Below are 12700 nucleotides of genomic sequence, written 5' to 3'. Positions count from 1 at the left end.
CGGTCTTTGATTCGTAAAAATAAAAGGGTTGCTTAAGAGCAACCCTTTTTGTATCTGTCGTTTGGTGATTTTAAACTAATCGAGCAACCGTCGTTTTATTCAAACAGCTCTTGATGTAGCTTTTGAATCGCTAACTTTGAGACAGATTCATCAAGCAAGAAGCATAGGTTGTGTGGGCTCGCTCCGTAACAAATCATACGTAGGTTGAAGTCTTCAAGCGTGCCGAACACCTGCTTCGCATAGCCTTTGCTTTCACTCATGTTGTTGCCAATAAGAGCAACAAGACATAGGTCATGTTCAATATCCACAGAACACAGCTTTTCAAGCTCAATTCGAGCGGCTTCTGGTAGCTGAGGAGCACCACCCGATGTATCTGTTTGATCGAGAGTAAGTGAGACACTGATCTCTGAGGTAGTGATAAGATCGACCGAGATCTTATGTTTAGCCAGGATCTCGAATACTTTTGCTAGGAAGCCGTAAGCATGGAACATGTTAGCGCTACGCAGTGTAACCATGGTTTGGTTGCAGCGCAGGGCCAGCGCTCTGAATAGAGGAGAGCTTTCAACCTGTTGACGAATCCATGTTCCACCGAGCTCTGGTGCTTTTGATGAGCCGACAAAAACCGGGATTTGATGGCGTAGTGCAGGAACTAGAGTCGAAGGGTGTAATATCTTCGCGCCAAAATTTGCCATCTCAGATGCTTCACTGAAGCTGATCTCTGGGATAGGAGATGCTTTCGGTGCGATGCGTGGATCTGTGGTGTAGATGCCTGGAACATCAGTCCAAATTTCTAAACCAATCGCTTGTACCGATTCTGCAATCAGTGCCGCTGAGTAATCACTGCCGCCACGACCTAACGTTGTGGTGTTACCCTCTCTATCGGCACCGATAAAACCTTGGGTAACGACAACTTGTTTTTCGCAAAGTGGAATCAGTTTCTGCTGTGCAAGGGCTGCAATATCTTCCAGTTGTGGTTCTGCTTTACCGAAGTCATCATTGGTGCACATCACTTCTCTGATGTCAAAACGAACCGCTGGTGTGCCACGTTCGCGAATGATTTGAGCGAGGATATGTGTCGACATCAGTTCGCCACATGCGACAAGGTGGTCAGTAAGCTTTGTGCTTACTTGGAATGATGCTGCTTCGGCTGCACTCGCAATATCATCGAGAATGCTATGAACCTCTTTCTCGATACTGCTCGGATCGGCTAACTGAGCAAGAATCGTATTATGAATGTCGGTTAACTGTGTGACTAGTTCTTGGCGACGAGTTTTATCTTGAACACCATTCGCGAGTTCAACAAGCAGATTAGTGACGCCAGAGCATGCGCTACTCACGACCAGTTTCGTATTTGAGTTGTTTTCAATAATAGCAGCACAACGGCTCATTGCTTCAAAGTTGGCAACACTTGTTCCACCAAACTTAGCGACATTAAAAGAACCAGCTACATTAGATGCACTCACGATATATCTCCCACGATTTCCTAAAATAAAATTACTGTTGGGTAATCCAACGTCCGATGTTTTTCGAAGAGAGTATTTAGAGCAAAAAGAGAGGAATTATTAGAATAGTAACCTCAGAAGCTCCTCACCATATAGAAATGGCGACAGTTGCCGGGATTCAGCCCGCTCAACCGATAATAAAGGTCCTGCATCCTTTTATTATCTCGGCACTGCTCCCCATGAATGTTTTGTATTGGAAATGCGGTTCCACAAAACACCTGCCTGGGCAGTGCTCCTCTTCTGCTAGATAGCCATTTCATTGAACGTGTTTGCGCAAATAATGTCAATCCGTAACGTGAGATAATTGAAAAATAATTTTAACAATTATGTGACACTGGTTTGACCTCAATACTTATGGCTAATTGCTGAGGTAATCAATTTGCTTTAGGGTGGATTGTTCACAACATTAACGTAAGGTATGTATATGTCTAATTTAACACTCACTACTGCTATTGATAGCTTTTATCCGCCACACCGAACGTTAATGGGGCCGGGGCCTTCAGACATTTCCCCTCAAGTTTTACAGGCTTTAAGCCGTCCAACCATTGGTCACCTAGACCCGCTATTTATTGCGATGATGGATGAGCTTAAACAGCTTCTCAAATACGCTTTTCAGACGGAAAACGAATTTACGATTGCCGTTTCTGCTCCAGGCAGTGCGGGCATGGAAACCTGTTTTGTTAACTTGATTGAACCTGGCGACAAGGTGATTGTTTGTCGCAATGGTGTTTTCGGTGAACGTATGCGAGAGAATGTTGTGCGTTGTGGTGGTGAAGCGATCCTTGTCGATGATGAGTGGGGCAAACCCGTTTCCGTTAAAAAGGTAGAAAAAGCATTGGCAGAAAACCCTGATGCTGTTGCTGTCGCATTTGTGCATGCCGAGACGTCTACAGGAGCATTATCGGATGCTCAAGCTATTTCAGCAACAGCTCGTCAGTTTGATGCGTTGTCGATTGTGGATGCGGTGACATCATTAGGTGGTGTGCCATTGTTAGTTGATGAATGGCAGCTTGATGCCGTTTACTCTGGCAGTCAGAAGTGTCTGTCTTGTGTACCTGGTTTATCTCCAGTGACGTTCTCTCAACGTGCTGTTGATAAAATGAAAGCACGTCAAGCTCCCGTACAAAGCTGGTTCTTGGATCAGAGCTTGGTATTAGGTTATTGGAGTGGAGAAGGTAAGCGTAGCTATCACCATACTGCGCCTGTGAACAGCCTATATGCTCTGCATGAGTCGTTGGTTTTATTGAAAAATGAAGGCCTAGACAATGCTTGGTCACGTCACTATGCGATGCACCAAAAACTTAAAGCAGGCGTAGAAGCTTTGGGGTTGGAATTTGTGGTTGATGAAGAGAGTCGCTTACCTCAATTGAATGCGCTTTACTTCCCTGAAGGGATTGATGAAGCCAAAATAAGAACGCAGCTGTTAGAAGAATATAACCTTGAAATCGGTGCTGGGCTTGGCTCTTTGGCTGGTAAGGCGTGGCGTATCGGCCTAATGGGTTACGGTGCTCGAAAAGAGAATGTCGCTTTGTGCTTAAAAGCGTTGCAAGATGTTTTAACATAATGGTAATAAATTGAAGTTTAAAAGAAAAGCGCACGAGAGATCGTGCGCTTTTTTGTGCCTAACCGAAAGGTCAGAAATGGTGCTTTAGTTCCGAGAGCTAAACATCACTCAGTAGACGACAGGTTATCTTCTTCTTGTGATACTTTCTTATACTGAACCTTTGAAAAGTCTCGATTTGGGAACAAGAAGCTCGCTTCACTGCGAATTTGTTCTGCCTTGCTGTGATCACCTAATCCTTGATACGCGAGAATCAGGTTACTGTAGAAAGTAGGCCTTGGCTTACTCTTTATGATCTCTAACGACCAATCTATATAAGGTTGGATCAGGCTAGGATCGGCTTTGTAGAGGCCGATATTTAGATAGGTACTGTATACGTCCCAATCATAGCGATCTTTCCAGACTACGGGGTTCGTTACCTGCTTAAGAATGTCCGGGTTTTTCGGCTTAGACATTTCAAATTTAGTGAGTACATAATTGGTGTGTAAGGCACTCAGCATGTAAAAACTCACCAAGATAGGAACGACTAAGCTCGACACTCTGAATAGGGTTTTACTGACAATACTAAACGGCTGCTGATAGTGGCGAGAAGTCCGTTGATCGACCCAGTAAATCAAAATGATAAAGGTTATCCAGTGAATCGCCGAGTGGTAAAAAGGATACTCAAGCTGAGAATGTAAGAGTATCGGTATGAATAGCGCAAGTAGTGCTAGACGTGTTCCTTTCGCTGAGCTTGCTATGCGTGACATCACCAACACTGCAGCAATCAAGATCCCGATGATTGGTACTATTCCGCCTTCAACCCCCCAAAACAGGAACTCATTGTGTGGGTGATCCATTGCAGGAAGGCCGGGATGATAATTTGAGTTAAGTTGATGTTGGCGGGCTGTGTATAGCGTGTATTCGGATTCGAACTTTCCGTAGCCATAACCGGTAAATGGTTTTTCGATCATCATATCGAGCGCTTGTGGAAAGGTATAAGCTCGTGGACTTTCTAAGTTCGTCCTTTTACTTGCGAGGCTATCAGTTGCACTAAGGCTGATAACCGAAAAAGCGACCACGATACCGACGAGCATTGATGCACACCACCCGTAGAAGCGTTTCTTGGTCGAGAACTTGTATAGATAAGGCAGAATGCATACAAACCCAATGACGGCAGCCAACCATCCGGTACGTGATGCGATGATGATCAGCAGAGGTACGGTTAAGGCTGGTGTTAAATACAGTAGGAGTGATTCGCTGATCTTATGGTTATATTTAGCAGGCTGCCTTGCTAAGAGATAAGCTGACAGCATAAAACCTGTAGCAAGAAAGCTTGCCATAACATTCGATTGTTGGAATATCCCATAAGGTCTATTGGCCGCAGTGTTGTAGCCAAATAGGTTACCAGGTTCTAATAGGAAATATTGCACATAGCCAAATAGTGCCTGTATGACAACAGCAAGCACAATGAACCACAATATGCGCTGCTTGTGCTTATTGCTGAACTTAAATTGTTGCAGCACGACGAATAATGTAAAGCCCGCCCACAATCCCAGTAGTCGGCCTGATGCGGCTTGAGGAGAGGCGTTGCTGTAAATAATGGGCAGCGTCAGTATCACGCAGCTTATTAGTAAGCCAACGGTTAACTTTGAATATTTGAGTGCTCGGTTAGTGGCAAGCTGGTAGAAGCCAATCGCCAACGTAAAGCTAAGAGCTAACCAAGTGGTTGGATTAAAGGATAAAGCGAGGCCGGAGCCTCCAGGATTGGGCATGAAAAAATGCATGGCTAATAAGAATACAACAGCTAAAGAGGCAAGGAATGCCTTGTTAAGCGGAAGCTGAGTTCTCTGACTTTCTAGCTTGGTACCGCTAGTATGTAATGTTGCCATAAATCCCTAACCTTATAAAAACAGAGCTTGTTCCTTCTGAAACAAGCTCTGTTACTTTAACATTTTTCTGTCTGCTCACAGGGCGCTATTTTACACCTACTTCAAATTTAACATAGGTTTAAGGAAGCGAGCCGTATGCGAACCTTCGACTAAAGCCACATCTTCAGGTGTACCTTCTGCAACAATCTCACCACCACCTTGGCCGCCTTCTGGGCCTAAATCTAAGATCCAATCAGCCGTTTTAACGACATCTAAGTTATGCTCAATCACGACAACCGTATTGCCGTGATCACGTAATCTATGTAATACCGTTAATAGCTGTTGAATATCGTGGAAGTGAAGCCCTGTTGTTGGCTCGTCGAGAATGTATAAGGTTTTACCTGTATCTCGTTTCGATAGCTCACGTGCCAATTTAACTCGTTGGGCTTCACCACCAGATAAGGTTGTCGCTGCTTGTCCGAGGCGAATGTAGGAAAGGCCAACATCCATTAAGGTTTGCAGCTTACGAGCAATAACAGGAACAGGGTTGAAGTATTCTCGAGCATCTTCAACAGTCATCTCTAAAACTTCATCAATGGTTTTACCCTTGTAGCGGACCTCTAGAGTCTCACGGTTATAACGCTTACCTTTACACACATCACACGGTACATACACATCTGGCAAGAAATGCATCTCTACTTTGATGACACCGTCTCCCTGGCACGCTTCACAACGACCACCACGAACGTTAAAACTGAATCGACCTGGCTTGTAGCCACGAGATCGTGATTCTTGTGTACCTGCAAATAACTCTCGAATTGGAGTGAAAATACCAGTGTAGGTTGCAGGATTCGATCTTGGGGTTCGACCGATAGGGCTTTGATCAATATCGATTACTTTGTCGAAATGCTCTAAGCCTTTAATCTTTTTGTGCTGCGCCGGAACTGCAGTTGTTGCACCGTTCAATTGAGTGTGAGCAACTTTAAAGAAGGTGTCATTGATGAGTGTTGATTTACCGGATCCCGATACACCGGTAATACAGCTGAACAAGCCTACAGGGATTGTCGCAGTGACATTCTTTAGGTTGTTCCCAGTCGCGCCAACGATCTCGACGACCTTTTTCTTATCGATAGGCGTTCTTTGTTTGGGGACCGCAATTTCTTTGGCGCCGCTGAGGTATTGCCCAGTTAAAGAGTTCGGATTTTCGATGATGTCTTGCATGGTACCTTCGGCGACTACGTGGCCACCATGAACACCTGCGCCTGGGCCTATATCGATAACATGGTCAGCGCAACGAATCGCATCTTCGTCATGCTCAACAACAAGTACGGTATTTCCTAAGTCTCTTAGGTGAACCAGAGTTTGCAGTAGACGTTCATTATCACGCTGGTGGAGGCCAATCGATGGTTCATCCAGCACATACATAACGCCAACTAAACCGGCCCCAATTTGACTTGCTAGACGAATTCTTTGCGCTTCACCACCAGACAGTGTTTCTGCACTGCGTGATAGGTTCAGGTAATTCAAACCAACGTTCACCAAAAAATGCAGACGATCATTGATCTCTTTCATCACTTTATCAGCAATTTGTCCACGCTGGCCGCTGAGCGACAAGTTTTGGAAAAACTCTAGTGCATCAGCAATGCTGAGCTGAACGATTTCTGGCAGTGTGGTATCGCCAATAAAGACATTTCGAGCTTCTAATCTTAAGCGTGTACCATCACAGCTAGAACATGATTTCGTTGATATGTACTTGGCAAGGTCTTCACGCACCGCGCTAGATTCAGTGTCGCGGTAACGGCGTTCTAACGTATTTAAAATGCCTTCAAAGGGGTGGCGTTTTACTCGGATATCACCACGGTCATTGATGTATTTGAATTCAACTTCAGTTCTACCAGAGCCCTTGAGGATGATCTCTTGGGTTTTCTTTGGTAGAGAATTAAATGGCGCATAAAGGTCAAAACCATAATGGTCTGATAGCGATGTCAGCATCTGGAAATAGTAATAATTCTTCTGATCCCAGCCTTTAATCGCACCTTCCGCAATACTTAGGTTCTCATCTAAAATCACTCTGCTTGGGTCAAAATACTGTTGAACCCCAAGTCCATCACACGTACCACAAGCACCTGCCGGGTTATTGAATGAGAACAGGCGAGGCTCAAGTTCTTGCATGCTGTAACCACACTTTGGACAAGCGAAGTTTGCAGAGAATACGATCTCTTCTTGTTCTTTATCATCCATCCAACCGACTACGGCGATGCCACCAGAGAGCTCTAATGTCGTCTCAAACGATTCAGCTAAACGCTGTTGAAGATCTGGGCGAACCTTAAAGCGATCAACGACAACTTCAATGGTGTGCTTCTTGTGCAGTTCCAATGTGGGTGGATCGGACAAATCACAGGTCTCGCCATCAATACGGGCACGGATAAAGCCTTGAGCCGCTAGATTCTCAAGCGTTTTAACGTGCTCACCTTTACGTTCTTTGACTATCGGAGCCAGCAGCATCATCTTTGAACCAGCAGGCAGTTCTAAGACTTTATCGACCATTTGACTGATGGTTTGTGCTGCAAGAGGGGTATTGTGATCAGGACAGCGCGGTTCACCGACACGAGCATAAAGTAGTCTTAGGTAATCATAGACTTCAGTGATGGTGCCAACAGTTGAACGAGGATTGTGAGAAGTTGATTTCTGTTCGATGGAGATGGCTGGAGATAAACCTTCGATGTGGTCGACATCAGGCTTTTCCATGAGAGATAGAAATTGACGAGCGTATGCCGACAAAGACTCAACATAACGACGTTGACCTTCTGCGTAGAGGGTATCAAACGCAAGTGACGACTTTCCTGAACCTGATAACCCGGTGATAACCGTCAGCTTATCACGAGGTATGGTTAGGTTAATGTCTTTGAGGTTATGCGTACGAGCGCCTCTAATTTCTATTTTATCCATCTCAACAGACCATGTAATTTTAAGTGGCTAAAGTATTACATAGAGTGAGATTTGTGCAAAGTTTTACTGGATAAAAAAACAGTAAACAAAAAAGGGTGACTCAAAGAGCCACCCTTTCTACCAATTTAAACGTTGGTTATTAACCTGTCGTTATGCTTCTTTCTTTGTCGAGTGCTTGCCTAATTCGATTTGCTTTTGGTCTTTCTTGTATAGGTTTTCAAAGCAGTAGTTCGTTGCTTCGATATAGCCTTCAACGCTACCGCAGTCAAAACGTTGGCCTTTAAATTTGTAAGCCAATACACAGCCTGCTTTTGCTTGTTTCAGCAATGCATCAGTGATTTGGATCTCGCCGCCTTTACCTGGTTCTGTCTGTTCGATCAGTTCAAAAATGTCTGGAGTCAGAATGTAACGGCCAATGATCGCTAAATTACTTGGTGCAGTGCCTGGCTCTGGCTTCTCAACCATATCGTCAACACGGAACAGGTCATCTTTGATCATATCACCAGATATTACGCCGTACTTGTGAGTCTCTTTTTCTGGAACTTCTTGTACTGCAACAATTGAACAGCGAAACTGTTTGTATAGCGCAACCATCTGAGCCAGTACGCCTTGCTGCTCATTAACACAAAGGTCATCGGCAAGTACAACTGCGAATGGTTCATCACCCACAAGCTCGCGCCCCGTCAAGATCGCATGACCTAGGCCTTTCATTTCACGTTGACGAATGTAAGTGAAGTTTGCCGCTTCAATGGTCTCGCGGATGTTAATCAGCAAATCTTCTTTATTGGTACCGCTAATTTGGTGTTCAAGTTCGTAGTTCTTATCAAAGTGATCCATCAATGAGTGCTTACCACGGCCAGTAACAATGCACATACCATCCATACCCGCTTCGATGGCTTCTTCAACGCCGTATTCAATCAGAGGTTTGTTCACAACAGGCATCATCTCTTTAGGCATTGACTTCGTTGCTGGTAGGAAGCGTGTACCGTAGCCAGCTGCCGGGAAAAGGCACTTTTTGATCATGATAAGACCCTTTATCTGTAATAATTATTGATTCAACTGATTTGTTGATATTTCTGAGGGCAACTCTAGCATATGTTATGTCGAAAATTCAGCAACAATACCTATGATTACTCGAGCTTCCCTCAAAATTATTGTCAGATTAGAGGCGGAGCGGTTATGCAAGCAAGTTTTGGTTTGCCCATGCAATAGCTTGAACTCTATTCTTTACCGCTAATTTACGAAATATTTGATAGAGATGAGACTTGACCGTAAATTCACTAATGAACAGGTCATCGGCTATTTGGGTATTGGATGATCCTGATTGAAGGCAGCGAATGACTTGGATTTCACGAATAGTTAAATCAACATTGGTTGGGGTCGTATTGGTATTGACCATATTACGATAATAAAACAGAAGCTGATTAGTCACCTTCCTTGGTAGCCAGTTGTCACCATCGATCACTTCTTGAAGACCACGAGCAATCTTGTCCTTTTGATCTGTGTTGTAAAAGAGTCCTTTTAATACCCCGTAGGTTAGCAGTTCAGAGGTAGGAAGTTGCTGAGGCACATTGAATAAGATTATCTCATGATTCTTCCACATCACGGGTAAGTTAGGACAAATAGCCAGTAGCTGTGTAACCTCTTTGTAATCAACAAGCAGGATACGATTGCTCTGCTTTCTATCAACTAGCATCAATTCACTTGGTGTCATTTTGTAGAGAATAATGGATAAGTGTTTTTCGATTTCTTTTACGTGTAGATAGGTTTCGTTTGGGTCGATGCACAGAAAGTGTAAAGTGCGAGCGTATCGAGATTTTCTCATTGAAACGTCCTGTTTATATTTAATGAGATTTCACGTTGTCATGCACATTTTTACTTCTCTAGCACCTTTTATGTGACTTGCGTTGAATATCAACTCTCAAAGTAAATGAGTGGTTTGTAAGTGGAGGAAAAAGCAACATCGCTCTGAATATCATGATTTGTTACGTTTTTAATCTTTGTCGTGAGGAGAGAATAGGAATGCGATTTATCACTGCAGAAAAGCATGCTATTCTTGTGCGCTAAAATTTTCTGAGACTATGAATTTAGACGGAGCAAATCATGGCTAGCCGTGGAGTTAACAAAGTTATATTAGTGGGTAACCTAGGTAATGACCCTGAAATTCGTTACATGCCAAATGGCGGCGCAGTAGCGAACATTACCATTGCAACGTCAGAGTCATGGCGTGACAAAGCAACTGGCGAACAGCGCGAAAAAACAGAGTGGCACCGTGTTGCTCTGTTTGGCAAGCTGGCGGAAGTTGCTGGTGAGTACCTACGTAAAGGTTCTCAAGTTTACATTGAAGGTCAACTTCAAACGCGTAAATGGCAAGATCAAAGCGGTCAAGATCGCTACACAACAGAAGTCGTTGTTCAAGGCTTCAATGGTGTAATGCAAATGCTTGGCGGTCGTGCTCAAGGCGGTGCTCCTGCCCAAGGTGGTATGGGTAACAACCAACAGCAAGGTAGTTGGGGTCAACCACAGCAGCCACAACAGCAGCAACAACAATACAGTGCGCCTGCTCAACAGCAGCCAAAAGCACCTCAACAAGCTCCTCAGCAGGCTCAACCTCAATATAATGAGCCGCCGATGGATTTTGATGATGACATCCCATTTTAAACTCTGTTTTTAATATATTATAAGAACAGTATTAAATTGGAAGAAGCCGCGTTCATCGCGGCTTTTTGTTACCTACAATTCTTAACGCTTTATTTACAACGTCAATTTATAGTATAAGTAGCAATACGGTATAATGTGAGTTGAAAAGGATTTCGTTATTCATGAGATATACCCCGACACTAAAATTGAGCACTCGATTGGTCGCATTTGTCACCGTGATAGTGATCAGTGCGATGTTCATCCTTTTTATTGGTGGCACACTTTCCTTTAAGCGTATTGGACAGGAATATTTAGACCATTATTTGGTTGGTATTGTCGACGTCGTAGATAAAGAGATGGAAGATCCAGATGCTGCGTATTCAATGCAACGTTGGATGCCTAAGATGTTGCAGGCAAGCAATATCGTTGAGATGAAGCTTTCAAACAAGACCGGTATCGTTTACCGATTTAAAGATACCTCCCCACAAATTGATCCAAACCGTCTCTATGAAAGAAGCTTCATTTTAGACCGAAATGAAGGCTATCAAATCGAATTTAAAGCACTCCCTCCTTATATTGGTTACAACTATTCGATTGAAGCTATGTGGTCGATTACTTTGGCGGTGGCATTGATCCTTTTCTGTTTGGCTCGTGGTGTTCGTTGGTTAAAAGAACAGTTAATGGGATCAGAGATTTTGGAAGAGCGAGGGAGAATGATCCTTGCTGGGCAGGTAGAGGCTCATTCAAAAGGGGACGAGCGAGAATGGCCATATACGGCAAGTGAAGCGCTTGATGTACTGATTGAAGAGTTGAAAGATGCACGCCAAGAACGAAGTCGCTTTGATACCTTTATTCGCACCCATACTTTTCTAGATAAGCTCACTGGTACAGCCAACCGAGTACTATTTGATAACAAACTTGAATCGGCACTGCATGAAAGTGGCGCTCGTGGAGGCGTTTTACTGATACGTATCGACGAGTGGGAGCAAGTTCGAGATGCCAATGACAAGCAGATCACCGACGGATTTATTATTGAAGTTGGTGAAGTATTGTCGAATATTGTTCAGCGTTACCCCGATGTCATTTTTTCTCGCTATTACGAAGCAGACTTTGCCGTGTTTATTCCGCATCAAGGAACAAAGGATATTGCGACGTTGGCTGCTCAATGTTTAAGGCAATTAGATAAATTGACTCCGCCGGAGCCTTTGGAATCAGATAACTGGTGCCATATTGGCGTGACCATGTATACCGAAGGTGAACGCCATAGCCAAATTATGGATGAAACGGAAACCGCGTTAAAGAGCGCTCAGTTAGAGCGCATTAATAACTGGAGCCGTTACCCAAAAGAAAATAAAAGTGAGATAGACAGAGGCAGTGTTCGCTGGAGAACATTACTTGATAAAGCCCTGCTACCTGAAAATTTAGTAATCTTTGCTCAGCGGTGTTATCTTATGCCGGATTCAGGTCAAGCTAATGAATTGCATAAAGAAATATTTATTAGAATTCAAGATCCAGACAAAGGTTTATTGAAATCATCTCGCTTTATGTCTGCGGTAGAACAAGTCGGTTATCAAGCTCAAATGGATCAATCGGTTTTGAAGGTTTTGTTTAAGTCGCTGAAGGTATCAACGCAGCCTGTCAATTATTCTGTGAACTTGAGTGTCACTCCGTTTGCAAATAAATCACATTTTAAATGGTTCAGAAGTGAGTTGTTACAGCTGTCTGCTCAGCATCGTTCTCAGCTTGCTTTTGAGTTTTCAGAAGGCCATCTAATTACTCACCTTGATTATATGCGACCAGTGGCGAAGATGTTGAAAGGGTTAGGGTGTAAAATGGTGGTTGGCCAAGCTGGGCGAACCATTGTTAGCACTCATTATATAAAGGATTTGAAGGTTAACTATATTAAGCTTCATCGAAGTTTGGTAAAGAAAATCGATCAAAGGCATGAAAACCAACTGTTTGTTCGAAGTCTGATTGGCGCATGCGGTGATTCTCCAACTGAAGTGATCGCGGTCGGAGTTGAGACAAAGCAAGAAAAGAATACCTTGATAGAGTTAGGCATTAACGGTTATCAAGGGAGATATTTCGACGAAGAACAACAAATAATTCCCTTGCCTACTCAAGGGGAGAAGACAGTGAAAGCTGAATCCGTTGTAAAAGTCGGTCGAAGAAATCGATGGCGTAAGAGTAATAGTTAA

8 protein-coding genes and 1 riboswitch are annotated in these 12700 nt (G+C 43.7%); of the genes, 3 read left to right on the top strand and 5 right to left on the bottom strand.

Going from position 1 to position 12700, the window contains the following annotated elements; translation table 11 throughout:
* Nucleotides 1-95: 95 nt before the first annotated feature.
* Nucleotides 96-1463: a lysine-sensitive aspartokinase 3 gene (gene lysC / locus K08M4_RS13230; protein WP_086050163.1), complete on the bottom strand. Its 1368-nt coding sequence runs from the start codon at nucleotides 1461-1463 to the stop codon at nucleotides 96-98.
* Between the two features lie 109 nt (nucleotides 1464-1572).
* Nucleotides 1573-1750, bottom strand: a riboswitch (Lysine riboswitch).
* A gap of 176 nt (nucleotides 1751-1926) precedes the next feature.
* On the opposite strand from lysC, the gene K08M4_RS13225 reads away from it, so the two are divergent.
* Nucleotides 1927-3066 (top strand): pyridoxal-phosphate-dependent aminotransferase family protein, encoded by a 1140-nt coding sequence (locus tag K08M4_RS13225; RefSeq protein WP_086050162.1) that lies wholly within the window; start codon nucleotides 1927-1929, stop codon nucleotides 3064-3066.
* A 104-nt stretch (nucleotides 3067-3170) separates the two neighbouring features.
* Here the strand turns inward: K08M4_RS13225 and K08M4_RS13220 are convergent, their stop codons facing one another.
* The 4 genes from K08M4_RS13220 to K08M4_RS13205 form a co-directional block, all read right to left on the bottom strand.
* Nucleotides 3171-4934 carry a PglL family O-oligosaccharyltransferase gene (locus tag K08M4_RS13220; protein ID WP_086050161.1) on the bottom strand — a complete coding sequence of 588 codons (1764 nt, stop codon included), beginning with the start codon at nucleotides 4932-4934 and terminating at the stop codon, nucleotides 3171-3173.
* Between the two features lie 96 nt (nucleotides 4935-5030).
* Nucleotides 5031-7862, bottom strand: a complete 2832-nt coding sequence (gene uvrA, locus K08M4_RS13215; protein WP_086050160.1) for an excinuclease ABC subunit UvrA — start codon at nucleotides 7860-7862, stop codon at nucleotides 5031-5033.
* A gap of 150 nt (nucleotides 7863-8012) precedes the next feature.
* Nucleotides 8013-8885, bottom strand: a complete 873-nt coding sequence (galU, locus tag K08M4_RS13210) for a UTP--glucose-1-phosphate uridylyltransferase GalU (RefSeq protein WP_086050159.1) — start codon at nucleotides 8883-8885, stop codon at nucleotides 8013-8015.
* Nucleotides 8886-9039: 154 nt separating this feature from the next.
* On the bottom strand, nucleotides 9040-9687 hold the full coding sequence (locus K08M4_RS13205) for a LuxR C-terminal-related transcriptional regulator (RefSeq protein ID WP_086050158.1): 648 nt from the start codon (nucleotides 9685-9687) through the stop codon (nucleotides 9040-9042).
* Between the two features lie 278 nt (nucleotides 9688-9965).
* On the opposite strand from K08M4_RS13205, the gene K08M4_RS13200 reads away from it, so the two are divergent.
* Nucleotides 9966-10523, top strand: coding sequence for a single-stranded DNA-binding protein (locus K08M4_RS13200; protein ID WP_009847868.1), 558 nt, complete (start codon nucleotides 9966-9968; stop codon nucleotides 10521-10523).
* Between the two features lie 161 nt (nucleotides 10524-10684).
* Nucleotides 10685-12700: an RNase E specificity factor CsrD gene (gene csrD, locus K08M4_RS13195; RefSeq protein ID WP_086050157.1), complete on the top strand. Its 2016-nt coding sequence runs from the start codon at nucleotides 10685-10687 to the stop codon at nucleotides 12698-12700.

Origin of the sequence: Vibrio syngnathi, from assembly GCF_002119525.1 — a bacterium.
Lineage (GTDB): Bacteria > Pseudomonadota > Gammaproteobacteria > Enterobacterales > Vibrionaceae > Vibrio > Vibrio syngnathi.
The sequence above is the reverse complement of the archived record's forward strand: the minus strand, read 5'-3'. Positions and strand labels throughout refer to the sequence as shown.

Bases quoted from the DNA above. Each gene is read 5' to 3' on its own strand.
- galU (WP_086050159.1), bottom strand. From the start codon at position 8,885: ATGATCAAAAAGTGCCTTTTCCCGGCAGCTGGCTACGGTACACGCTTC.
- K08M4_RS13225 (WP_086050162.1), top strand. From the start codon at position 1,927: ATGTCTAATTTAACACTCACTACTGCTATTGATAGCTTTTATCCGCCA.
- K08M4_RS13220 (WP_086050161.1), bottom strand. From the start codon at position 4,934: ATGGCAACATTACATACTAGCGGTACCAAGCTAGAAAGTCAGAGAACT.
- uvrA (WP_086050160.1), bottom strand. From the start codon at position 7,862: ATGGATAAAATAGAAATTAGAGGCGCTCGTACGCATAACCTCAAAGAC.
- csrD (WP_086050157.1), top strand. From the start codon at position 10,685: ATGAGATATACCCCGACACTAAAATTGAGCACTCGATTGGTCGCATTT.
- K08M4_RS13205 (WP_086050158.1), bottom strand. From the start codon at position 9,687: ATGAGAAAATCTCGATACGCTCGCACTTTACACTTTCTGTGCATCGAC.
- K08M4_RS13200 (WP_009847868.1), top strand. From the start codon at position 9,966: ATGGCTAGCCGTGGAGTTAACAAAGTTATATTAGTGGGTAACCTAGGT.